The sequence below is a fragment of the Humidesulfovibrio sp. genome (assembly GCF_031082295.1).
In the GTDB taxonomy this organism is placed as follows: domain Bacteria; phylum Desulfobacterota; class Desulfovibrionia; order Desulfovibrionales; family Desulfovibrionaceae; genus Humidesulfovibrio.
This window is the reverse complement of sequence record NZ_JAVHLD010000039.1, coordinates 1-24,043: the sequence shown is the minus strand read 5'-3', so window position 1 is coordinate 24,043 and position 24,043 is coordinate 1. Positions and strand designations below refer to the sequence as shown.

Sequence of the window (24,043 nt, the reverse complement as noted above, 5' to 3'; positions counted from 1 at the left end):
GCCCTTTCGGCGCAAAATGGGGGTTCGGGGGCCGCTGCCCCCGACCGCCGGAGGCATATTCTCTTACTTGGCCTTGGTGTACCAGCCGCTCGACTTGGCGAGCAGGTCTTGGACGCGTCCGACCAGCGCGTGCGGGTCGGTGAGGTAGCCTTCGAGCAGCAGCGCGGACTCGAAGAGCTGTTTGGCGGCCTGTTCCACGAAGGGGTCGGCCGGGTCGGCCTGGTTGAGGCTGGCGAGGTTGCGGATGAGCTCGTGCTTGGGGTTCAGCTCCATGACCTTCTTGGGCACGGAGGTGTCGTGGCTCATGTGGCGCATGATCTTGTCCATTGAGGACGTGGTGTGTCCGTCGGGGTTCACCAGGCAGCAGGGGCTGCCGGTGAGCCGGGCGGAGGCGCGCACTTCGGTGACGCCGTCGCCGAGGATGGCCTTGAAGCGTTCGAAGAGGGCGTCCAGGGCGGGCTTTTCGGGCGCGGCCTGGGTCTCGGTGTCGGTGCTGTCGGCGTCGACATCGGGCAGGCTGGCCAGGTCTTCGGGCTTGGCCAGTTCCGCTGGGGTCAGGTCGAAGTCCTTGTGCTTGCGCAGGGCGTCCATGACGAACTCGTCGATGGGCTCGAAGAGGTAGAGCACCTCGACGCCCTTCTTGCGGAAGATTTCCAGGTGCGGGTTGAGCTTGAGGGCCTCGCGGCTGGGGCCGAAGGCGAAGTAGATCTTCTTCTGGTCCAGCTTGGCGCGGGAGATGTACTCGTCGAAGCTCACTAGCTCGTCGGCGGTTTCGCAGGAGCTGGAGTTGAAGCGCAGGAGCCCGGCGAAGGCCTCGCGGTTGGCGAAGTCCATGTACCCGGCCTTGAACACGCGGGAGTGCTCGCGCCAGAACTCGGCGTACTTGTCCTTGTCCTCGGCCATCTTTTCCAGGTGGCTCAGCACCTGCTTGGCCAGGGTGGTGTTGATCTTGCGGATGAGCAGGTTGTCCTGCAGCGTCTCGCGGCTGATGTTGAGCGGCAGGTCCTCGGTGTCGACCACGCCGCGCACGAACATGAGGTGCTGCGGGATCAGGTCCTTGTTCTGGCGCTGGATGAGCACGCGGCGGACGTAGAGGTCAAGGCCCCAGTCCTCGCGGTCAAAGCCCATGAAGTCCTTGGTCTTCTTTGGGATGAAGCAGAGCGCGTTGAACTGCACGGGCGCGTCGACGCTCAAGTGCAGGGTGTCCATCGGCTCCTCGTGGTCGTAGGTCAGGAAGGAGTAGAACTCCTTGTACTGCTCCTTGGTGATCTGGAACTTGGGCTCGCGCCACAGGGCGGGCACGGTGTTGGCGCGCTCGCCGCTCACCAGGATGGGGAAGCCGATGAAGTTTGAGTGCTTGCGGATGACCATGCGCAGGTCGTCGAGCTCTGTGAACTCGGCCACGAACTCGTCCTTCAGGCTGATCTCGATCCTGGTGCCGCGCGGGATGGCGGCGGACTCGTCGGCCCCGTTGCCGGGGGTAAGCTCGCGGATGGTGTACGAGCCCTGGCCGTCGCTGATCCACTCCACGGGCATGGCGTCGGGGCGGTAGCTTCTGGTGGTGATCTTCACGCTCTGGGCCACCATGTACACGGAGTAGAAGCCCACGCCGAAGCGGCCGATGATGCCGTCGGCGTTCTGTCCGTTGGGCCCGCCGGATTCCTTGAGGGCCTTGAGGAAGCTGGAGGAGCCGGAGTGGGCGATGGTGCCGATGTTTTCCACCAGCTCGGCCTCGGTCATGCCGATGCCGTTGTCGGAGATGGTGAGGAGCTTCTTGTCCTTGTCGGCTTCGATGCGGATTTCGAGCGGGGCCTCGTCGTCGCTCTCGGCTCCCTCGCCCCCCTGGGACGCGGTGACGATGCGCAGCTTGTCCAGGGCGTCGGAGGCGTTTGAGACCAGTTCGCGCAGGAATATTTCGCGCTCGGTGTAGAGCGAGTGCACGAGGATGTCCAAGAGTTGTTTGATCTCGGCCTTGAATTCGTAGGTGGCTTGGGCAGTCATCTGCGGTCTCCTTGCTGGTGATATTTCTTGTGCTGCGGCCCCGTCTTGAGTCCGGACAGTCCACCGCACAAGGCCCCGCTTTTGGGCGGGGCCTTGGCAGGGCTAACGGAGGAGAGGGGCCGTCTTCGGGGGGTGTGGCGCCCCCGATGAAGGTTAAGTAGACATGCTTTTTATCTTGTCAAGGAGGTACTTCTCCATCTCCCGGCGGTCTTTGCGCAGGCGCACCAGTTCGGTTTCCAGCACCGCGAGCTTGGCCTTGAGCTCGTTGTTCTCCTCGGCCATGCGCGCCACCTCGCCGCTTTGGGCGTCCAGGCGCGTGCAGCTCTGGTCCACGGCGTTCTTGATGGCGTCAAGCTGCTCGGCGTCCAGCGCGGGCAGGGCCGCCATCTCCTGGCCGCCCTCGATGGAGCTTTGCCCAGTCATCTGGCCGCCCATCTGGCCCAGGCTGCGCAGGCCCTCGGCGATGCCGCGCGCAATGGACGCGCCCATCTCCTGGCCCATGGCCGCGGCCATGCGCAGGGCGGTGTCGGCCATGGCGGCGGGTTGCGCCTGGTCGTGCCCGTGCGCGCTCTCGCGGGTGAAGGGCGCCTCCATGCCGACCTGGCCCGGGTCGCCGTCCATGGTGGCGGTAAGGGGGAAGCGCTTGCCCAGGGACTCCATGACATCCTGGGTGCTGTGCCCCAGGCTGAACATCTCGGCGATGACGCGGAACACGTCCACGGCCTCGGGCCGGAAGCGCTTCTGGCGCCCGGAGCCCTGGCTGGGCAGGTGCTGGGCGAAACGGTTCTTCCAGTAGTGCACGGTGGATTCTGGCACGCCCAGCCTGCGGGCGATTTCGGCCACGGAAAGCAGACGTATTTCGGACGCCACAGGCAGCCTCCTGGCTTGGGACAAAGCATTCAGGACCAAGGGTTTGGCGCATGCTACACCAAGCGCGGGCTTCCCACAAGGCGTGGCCGCTTGGCCGTGGGCAGGAAAATCGCGCGTGCTCTTGACAAGTATTATGCGAATGGAATATTTTTGCCTTGCCGATTTTCGAAATAGAAAAAACGAGCGATGAGGATGCGCCTATGAGAAAAAATGTTGACATCGCCGACCGGCGCATCCTGGCCGCCCTGGCCGAGGACGGCCAAGCCAGCGCAGGCGAGCTGGCGGAGCGCCTGGGCGTCACCGCGCCGACCATCCGCACGCGCATGAAGAGCCTCATCGCCCAGGGCCTGATGCGCGTGGCCGGGCTGGTGGACCCGTTCCAGCTCAAGGGGCTCACCGTGGCGCTGGTGGGCATCAAGCTCATGAGCCACATGCAGCTCGACAAGAAGCTTGAGGAGATCGCCGACCTGCCCGACGTGAACTGGGCGGCGGTGGTCACCGGGCGCTACGACATCCTGGTTGAGATCGTGCTCGGCGAGGACATCTCCGGGCTCTACGATTTTCTGGACCGCGACCTGTCCGGCGTGGGCGGCATCGCCTCCAGCGAGTCCTTTGTGGTCATGAAGGCGCGGCGCAAGTGGATTCCCCTGCCCCGTGGCGCGCGCACCTGGTTTGCGGAAAACACCTAAAATCTTAAGCGAGGAAAAAGCCATGATCATCGGTATCCCCAAGGAAATCAAGACGCTGGAGAACCGCGTTTCCATGACCCCCGGCTCGGTGGAGACCCTGGTGCGCCGCGGCCACACCGTGCTGGTGCAGCAGGGCGCGGGCGTGGGCTCGGGCCTGTCCGACGCCGAGTACGCAGCCGCAGGAGCCAAGCTCGTGGACACCGCCGCCGAGGCCTGGTCCGCGCAGATGGTCATCAAGGTCAAGGAGCCCATGGCCGCGGAGTACCGCTTCCTGCGCTCGGACCTCCTGCTCTTCACCTACCTGCACCTGGCGGCCGACGAGGCCCAGACCAAGGCGCTGCTCGCTTCCGGCACCACCGGCGTGGCCTATGAGACCGTGCAGCTGCCCGACCGCTCCCTGCCGCTTCTGCTGCCCATGAGCGAAGTGGCCGGCCGCATGGCCCCCCAGGTGGGCGCGCACGCGCTGGAGAAGTCCCAGGGCGGACGCGGCATGCTGCTGGGCGGCGTTCCGGGCGTGGCCCCGGCCAACGTGGCCATCATCGGCGGCGGCGTTGTCGGCACCAACGCGGCCAAGATCGCCGTGGGCCTGGGCGCGCGCGTCACCGTGTTCGACGTGAACCACGCCCGCATGCAGTACCTCGACGACATCTTCAGCTCGCGCATCGTCACCATGACCTCCAGCGACCCGAACCTGCGCGCCGCCGTGCGCGAGGCCGACCTCGTCATCGGCGCGGTGCTGGTGCCCGGCGCCAAGGCCCCGCACCTGGTCACCCGCGAGATGATCGGCACCATGCGCGAGGGCTCGGTCATCGTCGACGTGGCCGTGGACCAGGGCGGCTGCGTGGAGACCATCAAGGCCACCACCCACGACAACCCGACCTACGTGGTGGACGGCGTGGTGCACTACGGCGTGGCCAACATGCCCGGCGCCGTGCCCCGTACCAGCACCTTCGCCCTGGTGAACCAGACCCTGCCCTACGCCCTGCGCCTGGCCGACAAGGGCCTGGACGCCCTGCGCGCCGACGGCGCCCTGGCCCTCGGCCTGAACACCTACAAGGGCCAGCTCACCTGCCCGGCGGTGGGCGAGGCCCTCGGCATCGAGGCCATCACCCCGGCCCAGGCCCTGGCCTAGGCTCGGCCCCCAAGCTCTTCCGGCGCACAGCCCCCCAAGCAAAGCCCCCGTTCCGGCCTGGAGCGGGGGCTTTTTGGCGCCGTTTGGGGCGCAACCCCTTGCAACCCACCGGGAATCCTGTATACGCAGCCTAAAAGGGGGCCGCCATGACCAAACGCGAACTTCTCCTCTATGTTGCCATCCCGCTCAACGCGCTGATCTTCGTCATCGCCTACGCCTGGCTTTCGTAGTCGGCCCTGAAGGCAACGAGCGCCCCAGGCGCCCAGGGAGGCTGACATGAACAAGCGTGAGCTGATCCTCTACATCGTCATCCCGTTCAACATCGTCCTTTTCCTGATCATCTACTACTGGCTGTTCTAGGCCGCTGCGCCGTTGGCGTGCCTGATCCCGTCGGCACAAACCCGTTGGCCCCAGAATCCGTGCAATCATCAATGTTTTTGGACCGGAGCGCTGGCAATCGTCGCCAGCGAGCCGTCTATTCGTCTAAAGCCCCCCGCCGCCCCGCCCCTTGCCAACCGTCCAAGGGGTGGCTATAGCCTCCCCCATCATGACAAAAGACCTCATCATCGTTGAGTCTCCCGCAAAGGTGAAGACGATCGGCAAATTCCTCGGCAAAGACTATGTCGTGGAGGCCTCCGTGGGCCACGTGCGCGATCTCCCCAAGGGCGACATGGGCCTGGACGAGCAAAACGGCTACCTGCCGCGCTACGAGATCATCAAAGGCAAGGAAGACGTCGTTGGCCGCCTGCGCAAGGCCGCCAAAGCCGCCGGCCATGTTTACCTCGCGCCCGACCCCGACCGCGAGGGGGAGGCCATCGGCTGGCACGTGGCCGAGCTCATCAAGCCGCAGAACAAGAACGTCAGCCGCATCCAGTTCAACGAGATCACCGCCCGCGCGGTGAAGGAAGCCCTCGAACACCCGCGCCCCATCAACGACGACCTCGTGGGCGCGCAGCAGGCCAGGCGCGTGCTCGACCGGCTGGTGGGCTACAAGATTTCCCCCATCCTCTGGAAGCACGTGAAGCGCGGCATCAGCGCCGGGCGCGTGCAGTCCGTGGCGCTCCGGCTCATCGTGGACCGCGAGCGCGAGCGCCGGGCCTTCGAGCCCGTGGAGCACTGGGCGCTCAAGGCCAGGCTTGAGGGCCAGAACCCGCCGCCGTTCCGCACCGAGCTCTGGAAGGTGGGCGCCAAGACCGTGGCCCCGGGCCTGAAGGACATCGGCAGCCGCGAGGCCGCCGAGGCGCTCGAAGAAAGCGTCCGCGCCGGGAAGTTCTCGGTGGAGGCGGTGGACGAGAAGGAGCGCGCCAAGAGCCCGCCGCCGCCGTTCACCACGTCCTCCCTGCAGCAGGTGGCCAACCGGGCGCTCGGGTTCCCGGCCAAGAAGACCATGGGCGCGGCCCAGAAGCTTTACGAGGGCGTGGAGCTGGGCGAAAAGGGCACTGTCGCGCTCATCACCTACATGCGTACCGACTCCGTGCGCATCGCCGACGAGGCCAAGGCGGCCGCGCGCGAGTTCATCCTGGAGCGCTACGGCGACAAGTTCGCCCCGGCCAAGGTCAAGGCGCACAAGACCAAGGGCGGCGCGCAGGACGCCCACGAAGCCTGCCGTCCCGTCGACGTGACCCTGACCCCGGAGGCGGTGAAGGGCTTCCTTCCGGCGGACCAGTTCAAGCTGTACCAGCTCATCTGGCGGCGCTTCGTGGCCTCGCAGATGTCCGACGCGCGCTTCCACGACACGACAGTGACCGTGAAGAACGGCAAGACCCTGTGGCGCGCCAAGGGCGAGCGCCTGCTGTTCCCCGGCTTTTTGAAGGTCCAGGGCCTGGACGCGCCGGACCCCGACGCCGTGGCCGAGGACGGGAGCGAGCAGCTGCCCAAGCTCACCCTGGACGAGATTTTGAAGCTGCTTGAGCTCACCAGCGAGCAGAAGTTCACCCAGCCGCCCCCGCGCTACACCGAGGCCACGCTGGTCAAGGCGCTGGAGGAGCAGGGCATCGGCCGCCCGAGCACCTACGCGGCCATCATCAGCACCCTGCAGGACCGCGAGTACGTGACCATGGAGGAGAAGCGCTTCGCCCCCTCGGAGCTGGGCGCCACGGTCAGCGACAAGCTGGTGGCGCACTTCGCCACGCTCATGGACATCGGCTTCACCGCGGGCATGGAGGCCAAGCTCGACGAGATCGCCACGGGCGCCCGCGCCTGGGCCGCGGTCATCGAGGAGTTCATGGCCGAGTTCGTGCCCGCCCTGGCCAAGGCCGGGGCCGAGATGGAGCGCGCCACCATCGACTCCGGCGTTCCTTGCGACCTGTGCGGCAAGCCCATGCACGTGAAGTTCGGCAAGATGGGCGAGTTCCTGGGCTGCTCCGGCTACCCGGACTGCAAGAACATCAAGGAGTTCACCCGCGACGACCAGGGCAACATCCTGCCCAGCGACAAGGCGCGCGACGAGATCACCGACATCCTTTGCGACCTGTGCGGCAAGCCCTTCGCGGTGAAGACCCCGCGCCGGGGCCGCGCGCGCGAGCAGTTCCTGGGCTGCACCGGCTACCCGAAGTGCAAGAACATCAAGAACTTCAAGCGCACGGAAGAGGGCGCCATCGAGATCCTCACCGCGCCGCAGGTCATCGAGGCCGGAACCTGTCCGGAATGCGGCAAGCCCATGGTGGTCAAGACCGCGCGCAAGGGCAGCCGGTTCATCGCCTGCACGGGCTACCCCAAGTGCAAGCACACCGAGCCGCTGCCCACGGGCGTGGCCTGCCCCAAGGAGGGCTGCACCGGCGAGCTGGTGGAGAAGAGCTCTCGCGGTGGCAAGGTGTTTTTCTCGTGCAGCCGCTACCCGGACTGCACCCAGGCCTTCTGGGACCGCCCGGTGCCCGGCCCCTGCCCCCAGTGCGGCTCGCCCGTGCTGGTGGAGAAGAGCACCAAGGCCAAGGGCCTGCACATCGCCTGTCCCAACAAGGACTGCGGCTACGTGAAGGAGCCGGAGGAGTAGCCCCGCACCGGGCGCAGCAGCCAAGCAAAAGGCCCGTCTCCGACGATCGTTGGGGCGGGCCTTTTTTCCGTTGGCGGAAAGGCTTGCGGATTACAGCTCTATGTTCTGGTGCTGGGCGATGAGCTCGAACGCGCGCTTGGTCAGCTCGGTGATGTTGGGCTTGCTGATCTGCTCGTCCGCGCCCACGCTTTCGCCCTTGTGGCGCAGCCGGTCGGTGATGAGCGAGGAGAAGAGGATCACCGGCATCTCCTTGAGCACGGGGTCGTCCTTGACGCGCTTGGTCAGGTTGTGGCCGTCCATCACCGGCATCTCGATGTCCGAGACCATGATGTCCACAAACTCCGACAAGGGTTTGCCCTCCTCGGCGGAGCGCCGCTTCAGGTCCATCAGGGTGTCCCAGGCCTCCTGGCCGTTGACGGTCTGGGTGACCTCGAACCCGGCCTTCTCGAGCATGCTGCCGATCATGCGGCGTATGGACGTGGAGTCGTCGGCGATGAGGGCGCGGAAGTGCTCCTTCTTGGCGGGCCTCTTGGCTTCCTCGATGGAGGCCATGGCGCCTTCCTCAAGCTTCATGGCCAGGCCCGGGTTCAGGTCGGCCACGATTTTCTCCATGTCGAGCACGAGCAGGATGCGGTCCTCGAAGCGAACGACGCCGGTGACGGAGTTGCCCGAGTACTCGTTCAGGTGCCTGCCGGGAGCCTCCACCTGGGTCCAGCTCAGGCGGTGGATGCGCGTGACGCCGGAAACCATGAAGGCCGAAATCATGCGGTTGAACTCGCTGACGATGACCTTGGTGGAGTCCTTCACCTCGCTCACGCCCTTGCCCAGCCACAGCGACAGGTCCACCAGGGGGATGATGCGGGAGCGCAGGTTGAAGGCGCCCATGACCGAGGGGTGCGGTATCTCCGGCAGCTGCGTCACCGCGGGCATTCTGATTATTTCGAGCACTTTCGCGACATTGACGCCGTAGTACCCCCGGTACGTCTGACCAGAGGCGTCCGGCTTCTCGTCGATGTAGAACTCCACCAGCTCCAGCTCATTTGTGCCGGACTCAAGCAGAATGTTCGTCTGGCTCATGTGTTCCCCCTGCGCGCGACTATCAGACCTGAAACACTTCTTCGGCTAAATTTCTATCCGACTTTACATGCGGTGTAAACGACCACTCGCGACCAAAGAGGCTTTCTTCGGTCAGGAAGTGTGAAACCTAAGTTCTGAGCCGTTTTCAGGGCGATTATGGTTGACACGAGAGTCAAGATGACACTAATGCTAACTAGAATTTTACAAATAGTTTAGAAATAGTCGGGTTTTCGTCACAAGTGTCGGTCCGTCCGCGGGCAGGGGGTCGCTCCCCCGGTGCGCGGAAAGGGGCGGCAGCCCTTGTCTTGCAAGGGTTGGCAGCATCCGGCAAAAGCCAGGGGCAGGCGTGAATCTCAAGGAAAGGCTTTCTTCCACCGAGAATCTGTTGCGTTCCATACGCAACGGGGAAGCCTTTGCGTCCTTGAAAAGTGCCAAGGTCAAGAAGGGCCCGACGCCCGCGACCGTCCCCAAGGCTGACCCCGGCACCGCTCCGACGCCCGGGGACGATGCCGCCCCGAAGGCTGTGCCAGCGGAAATGCCCCCCGCCGGCGCCAGCGCCCCGCCCATGTCCCCGCCCATCGCCCCGCAGGCGAAAAAGCCCCTTTGGACCCGCCAACTGTCCTTCAGCCCGGTGAAGAAGTCCGCCGTGCTGGGCGTGAGCATGACCTCCGGCCGGCTGAGTCTGGCCCTGGTCTCCGGCGGGACCATCCAGTTCTCCACCCGCTTTCCCTTCGGGCCCGACCAGGCGTTCGGGCAGAAGGGCTTCCCCGCCTTTTTGCGCACCTGCCTTGAGAGCGTCCGGGACAAGGCGCCTCAGGTCAGGATCTGGGCCGTGCTGCGATCCCAGGACCTGGACCTGAACGTCCTCACCGTGCCCAAGCTCTCCGGCGCAAAGCTCGACGCCGCCGTCTACTGGACCCAGCAGAAGGAGAAGAAGTTCGCCGAGGCTGAGTACGTCATGGACTACGTGGTCCTGGGGCCGACAAAGGACTCCAAGGAACCGCGCCTGGACGTGCTGGTCTGCCTTGCCCGCCGGGTGGATGTGGACCGCCTGCGGGACGCCTTCCGCGAAGCCGGGTGGCCCCTTGAGGGCATCACCACCCTGCCGAGCGCCCTGCAGGCCCTTTACCGCCTGCCCGGTGCTCCCAAGGGCTTCACCCTGGCCGCAAACATCCACGTGGAGGAGGACGCCTCGACCATTGGCCTCTACGCCGGGGGGGACCTGCGGTTCAGCCGCTTCATCCGTTCCGGCACGGACAGCATGTCCGAGGCCTTGCTGACGCATTTCCAGAACCTCGCCAAGCCCAGGGCGGCCATGACCGGCGATCTGGAACTGCCCCCGCCGGGCGTGCCCAAGGCGGCGGGAGACGAGCCCCAGGACGTGATCACGCCGCCGGACCACCTGCAGGCCAAGGGGCTGCTGCGCCACCTGCTCCTGGGGGGGCCGCTGCCCAAGGGGCTGGGTCAGGAGCACCTGTTGAGCCAAATTCAGACGTTGGAGGCCATCGCCCCGGCCATCGACCGCCTGGGCAAGCAGGTGGAGCGCACCCTGGAATACTATGCCACGGCACAGCAGCAGCGCTGCGACGTGGTGCACATGAGCGGGCGCATCTTCCGCAATCCCGCCGTCATGGAGGCTCTCGCAGGGCAGCTCGGCTACCCGCACCACACCTTCGACTCCACCACCATGCTCGCGTCACGGCCGGACTCCGTGGCCGACATGGACCGCATGGCCCTGGCTCCGGCCCTGGCCGCCAGCCTCTCCGCCCCGGACAAGGGCATCAACCTGCTGCGCACGTACAAGCAGCGCCAGGCCGAGCAGTCGCAGCAGACCCTGGCCCGCATCCTGCTTCTTGCGCTGGCCGGCGCCCTGGTGGTCATCGGCGCGGTCGGGTACGGCATAGAGCGGCACGCCGCCGAGCACCGCACGGAGCTGCAGGCCGCCCGGCAGCAACTGCAGTCCATGGGGGCGGTCATTGACGAGCAAACCCTGACCCGCTCCGTGGAGCAGTATGCCGTCCGCCAGGCCTCCCTGCGCAAGGCCGCGGAACGCTTCACCGCGCCTGTGGTGCTGGCCGAGCTGTCGCGCCGCGCCCCGGCGGGCCTGAAGATCGTGAGCCTGACCATCGACCTGGGGGTGCCGCCTGCGGCCCCGGCAGCCCCGCCGCCGCCGGACAAGCCCAAGGCGGTCCAGCCGAGCGACCTGGTGACGCTGGAGGGCGTCGTCTTCGGCGACAAGGCCGAGCTGGAGCCCACGCTCTCGCGCTTCATCATCGAGCTGCAGGCCTCCCCGCTGTTCAACATGCCGGTGGTGCACCAGACAAATCTTACCGAGGCCGGGGCAGAGGGGCAGGGACTGCACTTCGTGCTGCACATGGGGGTCAAGTGATGGACCTCTCGTTCCTGAACAGAAAAGTGGTGCTGACCCCGCAGCTGCGGGCGCTGGTCCTGCGCGGGCTCATCGGCGTGCTGCTGCTGGCCGTGGCCGGGTATGTGCTGGTTTACCTGGGCCTGCGGCAACATACTCGCGTTGCCGGGGAGATCGACGAGGTGCGCGAGCAGATCCGCCGCCAGCAGGCGCTTCTGCCCGCCTGGGCGAGCATCGCCGCCCAGAGCCACAACGCGAGCCTGCAGCAGTTCGTGCTGCCGGAGCCGGAGCCTGTGCCGCGCACCAGGGTCTACCTCGTGCCGGAGCAGGTGTCGCACATGGCCCGCGCCCTTGGGGTGGAGCCGCTGGAGGTGACGCTGAACCCGGCCTCCATGGGGCAGGACCCCTCGTCCATTCAGGTCCAGGGCGTGTTCTCAGGCACGCTTGATGGGGTTCGCGAACTACTCCTGAGCATCGGGCGCATGCCTTCCCTGGCGCGCATGGAGCGCGTGGAGCTGCGCGCGGTGGACGGGCGGCTGGAAGTCTTTCTCCAGCTGCGCATAGCGCTGGCCAATTAGCGCGGATACGGCGGAAACGGTTGATGCAGAAACGAGAGAAACAACTCCTGGGCCTCATGGCCGTCACCCTCGTGGTGGGGGCGTACATGTTTTTTTCCGCGCCAGGAAAGCCCGAGCCCGGCCCCGCCGCCAAGGGCGCGAGCAAGGTCGTCATGGACGAGGTGAGCAAGATCATTGACCAGGCCAGGTTGACGCCGGAACAGATGTACCGCCTGGGACTTTTGGCGGACAACGCCACCGGCGACCCGTTCTACGGCGGGCGCGGCACCTTCTCCGCGGAAGAGGGCCAGGGCGGCGACGGGCAGGAGTTCGTCTATTCCGGGTACATGAAAATTGGCAACAAGCTCTTCGCGGTGGTCAACGGCATAGAATACGCCAGCGGAGACGAGCTGGCCGAGAGTGGTTACCGCATGCTTGGCATCGACAAGAATTTCGTGACACTGGAGCGAACGGATGGCTCCACGGGGCGCAAGCTTACCAGGCGCGTCCCCCTCGTCGAGGACGACACGGACAAGATCCGCATACGGGTGGTCAAAAAGAGATGAAGCAAAAGCCCATCACCTCCCCGGCGCTTTTGGTCCTGGCGCTGCTTGCGCTGCTGGCCTCCTGCGCCCCGAAGCCCGCCATCCCCTCGGCCCAGCACTCCGTGGACTCCTGGAAGGCAATGGAAAAGCAGGCCCAGGGCCATTCCCCGCGCGGCCAGTTCCAGCTGGCCGAGCCCCCCGTCGTCATCGACCGGCCCGAGCGGCTGGACATCGAGAAGCGCGACGCCGCGAAGCCGCTGCCCACGGCGGTCATGTCCCTGCGCATGCACAACGCCGATGTGGTGGCCGTGCTCCAGGCCCTGTCTCGCGCGGTGGGCAAGAGCATCGTGGTCAGCCCCGGCGTGGTCGGCGGCATCAACGTGAATTTCGTGCAGCGTCCCTGGGACGAGGTGTTCCGCGCCATCCTGGCGGCCAACCAGCTCACCTACAGCTTCGACGGCGAAACCATCCGCGTCATGGCCAGGGACGACCTCCAGGGCCAGCTGGACGTGGCCTCCCTGAAGCGCAAAGCCCAGGAAGAGCGCAACGCCGCCCTGGCCGACGAGCCGCAGCTCACCAGCGTGGCCAAGGTTCGCTTCGCCGACGCCAAGCAGCTGCAGAAGACCGTGGAGAACACCCTGACCAAGGGCAAGGAAGGCAAGGCCATCGGCAGCGTCCAGGTGGACGAGCTTTCCAACTCGCTCATCATCCAGGGGGTGGAGCAGGACGTGGAAAAGATCGGCAAGCTGCTGGCCAAGCTCGACGCCCCGCGCTCCCAGATCAAGCTCAAGGCCCACATCGTGGAGACCACCCGCGAGGTCGCGCGCGACCTGGGCATCCTGTGGGGCGGCGGCTACTCCGGCGACGTGCGGTCTGGGAACAAGCTGGGAGTCGCCGGCGGGTTCGCCGCCACCACCCTGGCCGGAACGGTCACCGCCGGAACCGCCACCCTCGGCACCACCAACCTCGGGGCCGCGGGCGTGCGGCTGCCCGCCACCGCCGTCAACACCTCCAACACCGGCGCGGCCCTGGACCTCACCTTCGGCAAGGTCGGCGGAAACATTCTGGAGGCCCAGCTCCAGGCCCTGGCCACGGACAACAAGCTGAACATCATCTCCAGCCCGTCCATCGCCACCATGGACAACCAGAAGGCCTACACCGAGTCTGGCGAGCGCGTGCCCTACCAGACCGTGACGGGCTCCGGCCCAGACGCCACCTACTCGGTGACCTTCCAGGACGCCGTGCTGCGCCTGGAGATCACCCCGCACATCATCGACAACCAGTTCATCAAGCTCCAGGTGCTCATCCAGAAGGACGAGGTGGACACCAGCCGCACCGTGGCCGGCAACCCGTACATAGTGAAGAAGAAGAGCGAGACCACGCTCATCGCCAGAAACGGCGAGACGGTGGTCATCTCCGGCCTGTCCAAGCTGCGCAACTCCCTGCGCGAGGCAGGGGTGCCGGGCATCAAGGACGTTCCCGGAGCCGGCTGGCTGGCCAAGAGCGAGTCCAAGGCCGACCTGAAGGACGAATTCATGATCTTCATCACCCCCACCGTGCTGGCCGACTGGCGGGAGGGCGAGGTGCAGAAGAGCTTCGAGGAGATCGACAGGGAGACCACCTCGGCCCGAGAGAAGGCCGAGCGCAGGGCCTCCGGCGAGGACGGCGTGCGCGAGTTCAGCCGCGACAGCGGGGCCAACACCGTGCGCGTGAAGGAGATGCCGGTGCAGAGCCTGGACCACAAGAGCGCCGCCCCCGTGGCCCCGGCCTCCCCGGACAGCTCGGTGCCGCCGGCGTACCTGCAGGACATGACCACCGAGCCGGCGCCGCCTGCCCCGGCTCAGCCCTCGACGACAAGTTCGACGACAAGTTCAACGACAAGTTCGAGCGCCGTCGCCATCAAGCAGATGCCGACCATGGCCGTGCCTGAACAGGCGGCCACGCCCTCCGTGGTGAGCATCAAGGACCCGGCCCTGACCACGGGCGCCGCCCCCGACGCCGCCGCGGCAGCTGACGAAGCCGTGCTCAACACCCGGTCAAGAAAGCCGGGACTGGGAGGACGCCGATGAACCTCTACGCCAACCTTGACCTGGAGCGCGAGCCCTTCTCCAACTCGCCGGACCCGAACTTCCTGCACGAGACGCGGCAGCACGCCACCTGCCTGCAGGAGCTGGAGATTTCGCTGCGGCTGCGCCGGGGCCTGAACGTCATCACCGGCGACATCGGCACCGGCAAGACCACCCTGTGCCGCAGCCTCCTGCGCACCTTCGCGGAGGACTCCGAGGCCGACATCCACCTGCTGCTGGACCCGCATTTCGACACGCCGGAGGAGTTCCTGCGCGTGATCCTGGGCAGCGTCTCCCGCCTGGCCCCGGACCCGTGCATGGGCCTGTGGGAGCTCAAGGAGGCGCTCAAGCAGCAGCTCTTCCGCCTCGGGATGGTGGAGCGCAGGCTCGTCGTGCTCATCATCGACGAGGGGCAGAAGATTTCGCTCGAGAACCTGGAGCTCCTGCGCGAGATGCTCAACTACGAGACCAATTCCTCGAAGCTGCTGCAGATCGTCATCTTCGCCCAGCGCGAGCTGGAGCCCATGCTCGCGGCCATGCCGAACCTGGCCGACCGCATCAACGTGCGCCGCAGGCTGGTCCCGCTGTCCCTGGCCGAGACCCGGCGCATGATCCTGCACCGCCTGCAGGTTGCCGGAAGCGGTGACGCTGCGCCCCAGGTCAGCTTCAGCCCCGCCGCCATCCTGGCCATCCACCTGGCCAGCGGGGGCTCGCCGCGCAAGATCGTGCGGCTGTGCCACATGGCCATGCTGGAGATGCTCGTGCGCGGAAAGACGCGGGTGGGGCTGCTTGAGGCCCGCACCGCCGTGCGCCCGGGCGAGGGCCAGAGCCAGCGCCGCCGCCGCGCCATGGCCCTGGCCGTGAGCGCCGTGCTCTGCCTGGGCCTGGGCTCCGTGTGGCTGGCTGCCGATCCGTCCGGGCCGGTGCTCGGCGGGGGCGGCCAGACGGCCCGGAACGCATTGCTTCAGACCGCCGCGCCGGAACCCGAGACGGCGCCCAGCGCCGCCGCGCTTCCCGCCGCGACCCCTGAGGCGGCTCCCCTGGCGGCAAGCGAGCCACAGTCCGGGGTCCCGGCGGAGCCGAAGACCCAGCCCCGGCCGGAGAGCCACGCCGCCGCCCTGGCCCCGGAGGGTCTGACCCTGCTGCCGGAGCGCGAGGAGACGCCGTCCACGCCGACGGGGCTGACGCTTTTGCCCCCGCGCGACCAGGGGCCGGCCGTGCGCAGTCCCATCGGGCGGAGCCCGCTTGAGCAGGTGCGTCCGGCGAGCCTGCGGGTGTCCGCGCCGGAGGACGGCGAAAGCCAGACGGGCACACGGTTCCGGACCGTGGCCTTCAACACGGTGGGGCGCTGATGCCCGGCACGAAACGCCAGTCCCAGGCAGGACGAACGCTGTGAAACGCGAACGCAAAAGACTCGGCGAGCTCCTGGTCGAGGCCGGGGTGCTCACCGACGAGCAGGTGCAGACCGCGCTGGTCGGCCAGAAAAAGGCCGGGGTCATGCTCGGCCAGTACCTGGTGCAGTCCGGCACGCTCAAGGAAAGCGTCATCATCGACACCGTGAGCCAGCAGCTGCGCATCGAGCGCTACCAGCCGGACAAGCATCCCTACGACGACCACATCGACCAGCTCCTGCCCGAGGCCCAGGCGCAGCAGCACCGCCTGGTGCCGCTGTCCAAGCGCGGCCACCTCCTGCTCATCGCCATGGTCGACCCCATGGATATTGGCGCGCTGGACGCCGTCGAGATCGCCACCAATCTTGAGGTGGAGCCGGTCATGTGCGCGGAGAAGGACTTCGAGATGCTCTTCGGCGCCATCTACGGGCGCGGCGACCAGAAAGGCCTCTTCGAGGGCATGACCGAAGAGGATTCCGACATCACCACCCAGGTGGGCGGCGAGGAAAAGGAAGACATCGCCATCGATGCGCTGCAGGACCAGGCCTCGCAGGCCCCGGTCATCCGCATGGTCAACTCCATTCTGGGGCAGGCCGTGCGCGAGCACGCGAGCGACGTGCACCTAAGCCCGGAGAAGGACAGCATCCAGCTGCGTTTCCGCGTGGACGGCAAGCTGCGCATGATCCCGGCCCCGCCCAGGGCCAGCTTCCTGCCGCTGGTGTCGCGGCTCAAGATCATGGCCAACATGGACATCGCCGTGTCCAAAATCCCGCAGGACGGCCGCTTCACCTTCGTCACCCAGCGCCGCGAGTTCAACGTGCGCGTATCCTCCCTGCCCACGGTGCACGGCGAGAACCTCGTGCTGCGCCTGCTTGAGCGCACGGCCCACGGCCTGAGCATGGCCGAGCTGGGCCTTATCCCGGCCGACCGCGCCAGGGTCGAGGCCGCCGTGCAGAAGCCCTTCGGCCTCATCGTGGCCGCCGGTCCCACCGGCTCGGGCAAGAGCACCACCCTTTATGCCGTGCTCAAGCACATCAACACGCCCGACATCAACATCATCACCCTGGAAGACCCGGTGGAATACCGCATGCCCACCGTGCGCCAGGTGCAATTGAACCGCAAGGCGGGCATGACCTTCGCCTCCGGCCTGCGCAGCATCCTGCGCCAGGACCCGGACGTTATCCTGGTGGGCGAGGTGCGCGACGCCGAGACAGCGGAGATCGCCGTGCAGGCGGCGCTCACCGGCCACCGCGTGTTGACCACACTGCACACCAACGACGCGGCCCAGGCCATCACCCGCCTGATCGAGATGGGCATCCAGCCCTACCTGGTGTCCTCGGTGCTCCTGGCCTCCGTGAGCCAGCGCCTGGTGCGCAAGAACTGCCCGCACTGCCTGGAGCCGTATATGCCGCGCAAGGAGCTGCTCCTGGCCTTCGGCATCGGCGAGGCGATGATCGAGAAGTTCAGCTTCCGCCGCGGCTCCGGCTGCCGCAGCTGCCACCAGAGCGGCTACGCCGGGCGCATGGCCATCTACGAGGTGCTGCTGGTGGACGAGCTGGTGCAGGACATGATCATGAAGAACGCCACGGCCAAGGAGATCACCAAGGCCTGCGTGCAAGCCAAAACGCTGCGCACGCTCCGGGCCGACGCGTTGAACAAGGTGGCCCAGGGCCTGACGACCCTGGAAGAGGCCGCCGGGGCCGTGATGGTCTAGGGGAGGGAGACGTGCCCTACTACAAATACGCAGCCATAACCTCGAGCGGGGGCAGCGCCACCGGCGTGGTGGAGGCCCAGAGCGCGGAGGCCGCCCAGGACACCCTGGCCGCTCGCGGGCTCATGCCCACCAGCGTCTCCGAGACCAGCGGCCCGGACGGCGCCGCGAAAGCGGGCGGACTGGCCGGGCTGAGTATCGGCATGCAGAAGGTCAAGCCCCAGGACATCATCCTGTTCACCAAGCAGTTCAAGACCATGCTGAACGCTGGCATTCCGGTGATGCAATCCCTCGACGTGCTGGAGGCCCAGACAGAGAACACCAGGCTTAAGGCCGCCATCGTCAGCATCGCGGCGGACATCAAGAGCGGCACCACCCTTTCCCGGGCCTTCGCCAAGCACCAGAAGATCTTTTCCGAGCTGTACTGCAACATGATCCGCGCGGGCGAGATCAGCGGCACCCTGACCGAGGTGCTGGAGCGCCTCATCTACATCGTGGACCACGAGTTCAAGGTCAAGAAGGACATCAAGAGCGCCATGACGTACCCGGCGGTGGTGGTCGTGGCGCTCGTCATCGCGTTCTTCGTGCTCATCCTGTTCGTGCTGCCGCAGTTCGTGACCATGTTCGCCAAGAGCGGGGTGGAGCTGCCGCTGCCCACCCGCATCTGCCTGGCCATCTACGACGGCCTCGTCCATTACTGGCATGTGGGCCTGGTGGCCCTCGGCGGCATGCTGTTCGGCATCTCCGCCTATTTCCGCACAGAGGCCGGGAAGATCTTCCGCGACGGGATGTTCCTGCGCATCCCCATCATCGGGCCTGTGTTCAAGAAGGCGGCCATGGCCCGCTTCTCCAGCATCTTCGCCATCCTCCAGGCCAGCGGCATCACCGTGCTGGAGGCCATGGACATCCTCGGCGACACCATCGGCAACCATTACATCGCGCGGGACTTCCGCAACCTGCGCGAGCAGCTTGAGCAGGGCCGGGGGCTCTCCGGCCCGCTCAAGTCTTGCCGCTCGTTTACGCCCATGATGGTCTCCATGATCCACATCGGCGAGGAGACCGGCAACATGGAGGAGATGCTCAAGGAGGCCTCGCACCACTACGACTACGAGGTGGAATACGCGGTGAGCAAGATGAGCGAGCTTTTGGGCCCTGTGCTCATCGCCGGCCTCACGGGCGTGGTGGGCTTCTTCGCCCTGGCCATCTTCCTGCCGCTCATCGGGCTCATGGAAAACGCCATGAAGGGCCATTAGTTACGGCGGAGAGGGCCGACGACGCACACGTATACGTAGCTGTCGGGTTGTTGACATCAGTCGCGCAGGTGTTAGCATTGATGCAGCCGATGCGGCTCTGTGCGGGCGAATGCCGCCACGGCACAGATGTTGCTTGATGCAAGCGCGGGCTGAAACTGGAAATTTTGTCCTGAACCGGGGTAGCACCCGCTGCTTTCGCGGGCATCATTACAAGCACAACATCCGGCCCAAGGCCGGGAAACATGGAGGCAGAATGGAGACGACGCTTACCTTCCAAGAGGCACAGGCCAAACGCCGCCAGCGCGGCTTCACGCTCATCGAACTCATCGCGGTCATCATCATCCTGGGCATTCTGGCCGCGGTGGTCACGCCCCGGTACTTCGACATGACCACGAACGCGCAGAACGCCGCGCTCGACGGCGCCACCAGCGAAGCCGCCGCCCGCCTGAACATGTCCTTTGCCGCCACCATGATGCAGACCGGCACAGCGCCAGCCGACCTGGCGGCCCTGCAGGGTACAGAAAGGTGGCATTTGGGTGCGGACGTAACCAACGTTCCCATGGGCGACTACCGGGCTTCTTACGCGATTTCTGGTGCGGCCCCGAACCGCACGGTGACCATCGTCATCACCCGGGCGGATGGGACTGCCTTTGCCGACACCACGCGCGACGAGAGAACTGTGGCCTGGCCGGGAAACTAGCAGGTAGGTTGTCTTGAGATGCGGGGGGAGACCGTCCCCCCGCGCCTCGCTTCCCGACGGAGTCGCCCATGCCTTCCTGTGGGCGCAAACGAGAACGTATTGAGTAGAGACTCCCGACAAGCAGCAGCACTTCCCCTCATCTCCGCACTCCCCGCCACCCCCAAGCGGTTCGGGCAGGGCGGCTTCACGCTCATCGAACTCATCGCCGTCATCATCATTCTGGGCATCCTGGCCGCTGTTGTCGCCCCCCGCTTCGGAAGCCTGACAGAGCAGGCCAGGGACGCCGCAGCACAGACGGCCGCCGCCGAGGGCTACGCCCGCCTGAAGGGGGCCAGCCAGCTTTACTATGTCGACACCTCCATCCAGTCCACGCAGCTGAGTGACCTGGCCGCCGCCCGCTACCTGTCCCTGGAGGCCGGGAACTCGCTCACCATGGGCGCCTACAAGGTGGCATTCAGCCAGGGCGAGCCCAGCGGCGACGTGACCATCCAGGTCTACAGCTCGGATGGAGGCACACTGCTGCACACAATGACGCAGGCCTGGCCTTAGCCTGCCCGGTCAGCCTTCGCCCCCCGCATTTCCCCTTTGATTTCTCCTTTGATTTCCCCTGGCCGCCGGGTATAGATGACCGCAAGGGTCCGCCTGCGCGCGCCCAATACCGAGCCTCAGGAGGCCCCAGGCCATGGCCCAGATCAACGCCTTTTTCGAGATGCTGCACCAGTACGGCGGCAGCGACCTGCACCTGACCAGCGGCTCGCAGCCGCTGCTGCGCCTGCGCGGCCAGCTGCAGAAGGTGAAGTTCAAGCCCTTCGAGCACGACGAGCTGAAGGCCCTGCTCTACGAGATAACGCCCGAGGCCAAGGTCAAGGAGTTCGAGGAGACCGGCGACGTGGACTTCGCCCACGAGGTGCCCGGCCTGGCCCGCTACCGCGTCAATTTCTTCATGCAGCACCGGGGCATCGCCGCCGTGTTCCGCGAGATCCCGCAAGAGATCATGACCGTGGAGCAGCTGGGCCTGCCCGAGCGCCTGCGCGACCTGGCCATGCTGAACAAGGGGCTTGTGCTCGTCACCGGGCCCACGGGCAGCGGCAAGTCCACCACGCTCGCCGCCATCATCGACCACGCCAACAAGAACCGCCGCGACCACATCCTGACGGTGGAGGACCCCATCGAGTTCGTGCACCAGTCCCAGGGCTGCCTGGTGAACCAGCGCGAGGTGGGCCGCCACACCCAGAGCTTCAAGGCCGCGCTGCGCGGCGCCCTGCGCGAGGACCCGGACATCATCCTGGTGGGCGAGATGCGCGACCTGGAGACCATCACCCTGGCCCTGGAGGCCGCGGAGACCGGGCACCTGGTGTTCTCCACCCTGCACACCCAGAGCGCGGTCAAGACCATCGACCGCATCATCGAGGTCTTCCCCGAGGAAGGCCAGGCCCAGGTGCGCACCAGCCTGGCGGAATCCCTGCGCGCCGTGGTCTCCCAGACGCTGTTCAAGCGCATCGACAACAAGGGCCGCGTGGCGGCGCAGGAGATCCTCATGGCCATCCCCAGCGTGCGCAACCTGATCCGCGAGGGCAAGACCCACCAGCTGCCGAGCGTGCTCCAGACCGGGCGCGACCAGGGCATGCAGACCCTTGACGACGAGATCGTGCGGCTCATCAAGGAGGGCATAATCAGCCCCGAGGACGGGCTGGCCCAGGCCCAGAACAAGGAAAAGATCAGCGCGCTGACCAAGGAGGAGCCCCGGTGAACATGACCCGCGCCCAGCTCGACGCGATCATGGCCCAGGTGCTGGACCTCCACCCGGGCGTGGCCGACATCATCGTGACCACCGGCAAGCCCATCCAGGCCGAGGTGGACGGCGTGCTCAAGGACGCCGTGACCACGCCCGACCTCGGCAAGCTCTCGGCCCTGATGACCAAGGCCATGGCCGTTGCCCTCATGGGCGAGAACCTGCGCCTGCAGAAGACGCTGGCGGCCAAGGGCTCCTGCGACTTGTCCTACGCCATCCCCGGCAAGGGCCGCTTCCGCGCCAATATCTTCAGCCAGCGCGGCAGCCTGGCCATGGTGCTGCGGCGCCTGCCCTCCCGCATCCCGACCATGGAGGAGCTGGGCCTGCCCGCCGCGTTTCTCGACATGGCCAAGGAGAAGCACGGCCTGATCCTCGTCACCGGCGGCACGGGCTCGGGCAAGTCCAACTCGCTGGCCGCCCTCATCGACCGCATCAACACCACCCTCGCCGGGCACATCGTGACCCTGGAGGACCCGGTGGAGTTCACCCACCCGCACAAGCTGGGCACCGTGAACCAGCGCGAGCTGGGCATCGACTTCGACACCTTCGCCTCGGGCCTGCGCGCCGCCTTCCGCCAGGGGCCGAAGGTCATCCTGGTGGGCGAGATACGCGACCCCGAGACCATGGAGATCGCGCTGCAGGCCGCGGGAACAGGGCACCTGGTGCTCTCCACCCTGCACACCACCGACGCGGGCAGCACCATCGGCCGCATCCTGGGCCTGTTCGGCACGGGGGAGGAGCGGCTCATCCGCATGCGCCTGGCCGAGAGCCTGCGCTTCATCGTGTCGCAGCGGCTGCTGCCGCGCGTCGACGGCGGCCGCGTGGCGGCGTTCGAGGTGCTCAAGAACACCCTGCGCGTGAAGGAGCTGATCCTCCAGGGCGAGAGCGCGGACAAGACCTTCTACAACGTGCTGGAAACCAGCGGCACCAGCGGCATGCAGACCTTTGACCAGCATTTTCTGAGCCTGTTCGAGGCCGGGAGCATCACCGAGGAGACGGCCCTCCTGTCGTCCAGTGACCGCTCGCGCCTGGGGCAGATGATCGACCGCGCCAAGACCGCCAAGGGCGAGAAAGTCACCAGCCTGGTCATCGAGGGCCTGATGGACGAGGAGCCGACCGCGAAATAGCGAAATTTTCGTGCGCCGAACGGGTCGTAACCTGTTCCCATAGCGTGAGTATTGCGATACGGTGAAGTCAAATAGACCAGAAACCGACCTGGACGGCCCCTTTGGCCGCCTGGAACCACAAGCGCAAGGAGACGACGCCATGGCCGATTACACCCAGAAGGACCTACCCGTGACCATGCATTCCGACGATCTGCTGCGCCTGGACGACGGCACCACCATCCGCTTCGACGTCAACGGCGAGGGCAAGGACATCATGCTGAACGACGACTTCGGCGCTGCGTGCGAGCTGTTCCCCGGCAACGAGTTCATCGTCACCGCCGGCGGCAAGGAATTCCGCCTCACCACTGACTTCGGCGAGTTCATCACTGTCGAAGCGGTGTAGGTTGCTGGCTACGGCCCCGGGACGCAGGCCCCCCCTGCGGCGCCGGTCGCAAGTGAACAAAGACGCTTTGCTCTCGAGGATCGATGAATAAGCACCTGCTCGTCACCATCAGCGAGGACGCCACGGCCCACGCGGGGCTTCGCTTTGTCTGCGCGTTCTTCCAGCACAAGGACGATGTCCGCCTGACCCTGTTCAATACGGCTCCGCAGCCCCCGGCCGTCTGGGCCGAGGAAGCCAACTACGAGACGCTGCGGCTGAACGAGGAGGCCGCCCTGGCCATCATCTCGTCCGGCAAGCGGGCCATGGAGGCCGCGCGCGGCATCTTCCTGCAAGGCGGCTTCCGGCCCGGGCAGGTGGACGACAAGATCGTGGCGCGCAATTTCTCGCGCATCCAGGACATCGTGAAAGAAGGCGAGAGCGGGTTGTACGACGCCGTGGTCTTTGGCCGGCGCGGCCTGCTGCGGCTGGAGAACCTGCTGGACAAAAGCGCCAGCGAGGAGATGCTGCAGGCCAAGTTCGCCTTCCCCCTGTGGCTCTGCCGCGACGTGGAGTACGACCGCAAGGGCGTGCTCCTCTGCGTGGACGACTCCGAGCCCTCGCGCCGCATGGCCGACCACGTGGGCTTCATCCTCCAGGGCGAGCCGGAGCATCCGGTCACCATCCTGCGCGTGCTGCGCAAGACCGATTCCACACAGAACACCGAAGGGCTGTTCGGCGCGGCCATCGACGCCCTGAAGGAGAACGGCTTCCCCGCGCGCCTTATCAAGACCCGGCTGGAGCAAAACGACAACGTGGCCCAGGCCATCCTCGACGAGGCCGGGCGCGGCCGTTACGCCGCCGTGGCCGTGGGCCGCTCGGACCGGCACAAGGGCGTGCTCTCGCAACTGTTCACCGGCTCCGTCACCATGGCGCTGTTCCGCAAACTCACCGGCGCCGCGCTCTGGGTCAGCCGGTAGACCGGGCCTGGGCCTGGCCTGGCACCCCCGCCGGGACCGGGAGATGCCTCCGGCGGCCTGGGGCCTGAGCCTGGGATGCCTCCGGCGGCCTGGGGCCTGAGGCCCCCGGACCCCCCAATGGGGCTGGGGAGGGGGTGGCCTGGGCGGGCGCGCCGACTTGGCTGGGCGAAGGCAATGTGCGCGGGTTTTCCGAGGGGGGACCCTCGAAAAGCCCCGCGCACGGTTGGCCCCGTTTCTTGAGAGGGAAGGCCTGGCGGAACGGAGAGCAGGCTGTATTTCTGGCAAAACATCTTTTGAAGCCAAGTCGAGAGGTTGAGAGAAAGACGCTCTCCCGTGACTGACCAAAAGCCGAAAGGGCTGTTTCAGGTTCCTCCTGAAACAGCCCTTTCGGCGCAATGGGGGTTCCAAGGGGCCTCAGGCCCCTTGGCCGCCGG

At 66.4% G+C, this 24,043-nt stretch carries 19 protein-coding genes; 16 read left to right on the top strand and 3 right to left on the bottom strand.

Annotation, left to right across the window (positions count from 1 at the left end; genetic code table 11):
* Positions 1-63 precede the first annotated feature (63 nt).
* On the bottom strand, positions 64-2,001 hold the full coding sequence (gene htpG, locus RDU24_RS14380; protein ID WP_308736470.1) for a molecular chaperone HtpG: 1,938 nt from the start codon (positions 1,999-2,001) through the stop codon (positions 64-66).
* Between the two features lie 153 nt (positions 2,002-2,154).
* Positions 2,155-2,871 (bottom strand): helix-turn-helix domain-containing protein, encoded by a 717-nt coding sequence (locus RDU24_RS14375; RefSeq protein WP_308736469.1) that lies wholly within the window; start codon positions 2,869-2,871, stop codon positions 2,155-2,157.
* 200 nt (positions 2,872-3,071) lie between these two features.
* Here RDU24_RS14375 and RDU24_RS14370 point away from each other — a divergent pair, with 200 nt between their 5' ends.
* The 3 genes from RDU24_RS14370 (at position 3,072) to topA (ending at position 7,684) form a co-directional block, all read left to right on the top strand.
* Positions 3,072-3,560: an Lrp/AsnC family transcriptional regulator gene (locus RDU24_RS14370; protein ID WP_308736468.1), complete on the top strand. Its 489-nt coding sequence runs from the start codon at positions 3,072-3,074 to the stop codon at positions 3,558-3,560.
* A 22-nt stretch (positions 3,561-3,582) separates the two neighbouring features.
* On the top strand, positions 3,583-4,692 hold the full coding sequence (gene ald, locus RDU24_RS14365) for an alanine dehydrogenase (protein WP_308736467.1): 1,110 nt from the start codon (positions 3,583-3,585) through the stop codon (positions 4,690-4,692).
* 547 nt (positions 4,693-5,239) lie between these two features.
* Positions 5,240-7,684 carry a type I DNA topoisomerase gene (gene topA, locus RDU24_RS14360; RefSeq protein WP_308736466.1) on the top strand — a complete coding sequence of 815 codons (2,445 nt, stop codon included), beginning with the start codon at positions 5,240-5,242 and terminating at the stop codon, positions 7,682-7,684.
* Positions 7,685-7,774: 90 nt separating this feature from the next.
* Here topA and RDU24_RS14355 read toward each other — a convergent pair whose 3' ends face one another.
* The gene (locus RDU24_RS14355; RefSeq protein ID WP_308736465.1) at positions 7,775-8,761 is read right to left on the bottom strand and encodes a chemotaxis protein; all 987 of its coding nucleotides are present in this window, start codon (positions 8,759-8,761) and stop codon (positions 7,775-7,777) included.
* Between the two features lie 535 nt (positions 8,762-9,296).
* Between RDU24_RS14355 and RDU24_RS14350 the strand changes: the two genes are divergently transcribed.
* The 13 genes from RDU24_RS14350 to RDU24_RS14290 all read left to right on the top strand — a co-directional run bounded on the left by RDU24_RS14350 (position 9,297) and on the right by RDU24_RS14290 (position 23,609).
* Positions 9,297-11,150, top strand: coding sequence for a hypothetical protein (locus RDU24_RS14350; RefSeq protein WP_308736464.1), 1,854 nt, complete (start codon positions 9,297-9,299; stop codon positions 11,148-11,150).
* Positions 11,150-11,707 (top strand): hypothetical protein, encoded by a 558-nt coding sequence (locus RDU24_RS14345; protein ID WP_308736463.1) that lies wholly within the window; start codon positions 11,150-11,152, stop codon positions 11,705-11,707. The genes RDU24_RS14350 and RDU24_RS14345 overlap by 1 nt, the downstream gene beginning before the upstream one ends.
* A gap of 23 nt (positions 11,708-11,730) precedes the next feature.
* Positions 11,731-12,252, top strand: coding sequence for a hypothetical protein (locus RDU24_RS14340; protein ID WP_308736462.1), 522 nt, complete (start codon positions 11,731-11,733; stop codon positions 12,250-12,252).
* Positions 12,249-14,300 (top strand): type IV pilus secretin PilQ, encoded by a 2,052-nt coding sequence (pilQ, locus tag RDU24_RS14335; RefSeq protein WP_308736461.1) that lies wholly within the window; start codon positions 12,249-12,251, stop codon positions 14,298-14,300. The genes RDU24_RS14340 and pilQ overlap by 4 nt, the downstream gene beginning before the upstream one ends.
* The gene (locus RDU24_RS14330) at positions 14,297-15,649 is read left to right on the top strand and encodes an ExeA family protein (protein ID WP_308736460.1); all 1,353 of its coding nucleotides are present in this window, start codon (positions 14,297-14,299) and stop codon (positions 15,647-15,649) included. The genes pilQ and RDU24_RS14330 overlap by 4 nt, the downstream gene beginning before the upstream one ends.
* Before the next feature lie 40 nt (positions 15,650-15,689).
* A complete protein-coding gene (locus RDU24_RS14325) occupies positions 15,690-17,402 on the top strand; it encodes a GspE/PulE family protein (RefSeq protein WP_308736459.1) in 1,713 nt (570 codons plus the stop codon).
* 11 nt (positions 17,403-17,413) lie between these two features.
* Positions 17,414-18,652, top strand: a complete 1,239-nt coding sequence (locus tag RDU24_RS14320) for a type II secretion system F family protein (RefSeq protein ID WP_308736458.1) — start codon at positions 17,414-17,416, stop codon at positions 18,650-18,652.
* Between the two features lie 253 nt (positions 18,653-18,905).
* Positions 18,906-19,352: a type IV pilin protein gene (locus RDU24_RS14315; RefSeq protein ID WP_308736457.1), complete on the top strand. Its 447-nt coding sequence runs from the start codon at positions 18,906-18,908 to the stop codon at positions 19,350-19,352.
* A 99-nt stretch (positions 19,353-19,451) separates the two neighbouring features.
* Entirely contained in the window at positions 19,452-19,901 is a 450-nt protein-coding gene (locus tag RDU24_RS14310) for a type II secretion system protein (RefSeq protein ID WP_308736456.1), read from the top strand.
* 133 nt (positions 19,902-20,034) lie between these two features.
* The gene (locus RDU24_RS14305) at positions 20,035-21,102 is read left to right on the top strand and encodes a type IV pilus twitching motility protein PilT (RefSeq protein WP_308736455.1); all 1,068 of its coding nucleotides are present in this window, start codon (positions 20,035-20,037) and stop codon (positions 21,100-21,102) included.
* A 2-nt stretch (positions 21,103-21,104) separates the two neighbouring features.
* Positions 21,105-22,271 (top strand): type IV pilus twitching motility protein PilT, encoded by a 1,167-nt coding sequence (locus RDU24_RS14300; RefSeq protein ID WP_308736471.1) that lies wholly within the window; start codon positions 21,105-21,107, stop codon positions 22,269-22,271.
* A gap of 139 nt (positions 22,272-22,410) precedes the next feature.
* Positions 22,411-22,653 (top strand): hypothetical protein, encoded by a 243-nt coding sequence (locus tag RDU24_RS14295; RefSeq protein ID WP_308736454.1) that lies wholly within the window; start codon positions 22,411-22,413, stop codon positions 22,651-22,653.
* Between the two features lie 83 nt (positions 22,654-22,736).
* Positions 22,737-23,609 (top strand): universal stress protein, encoded by an 873-nt coding sequence (locus RDU24_RS14290; RefSeq protein WP_308736453.1) that lies wholly within the window; start codon positions 22,737-22,739, stop codon positions 23,607-23,609.
* Positions 23,610-24,043 lie beyond the last annotated feature (434 nt).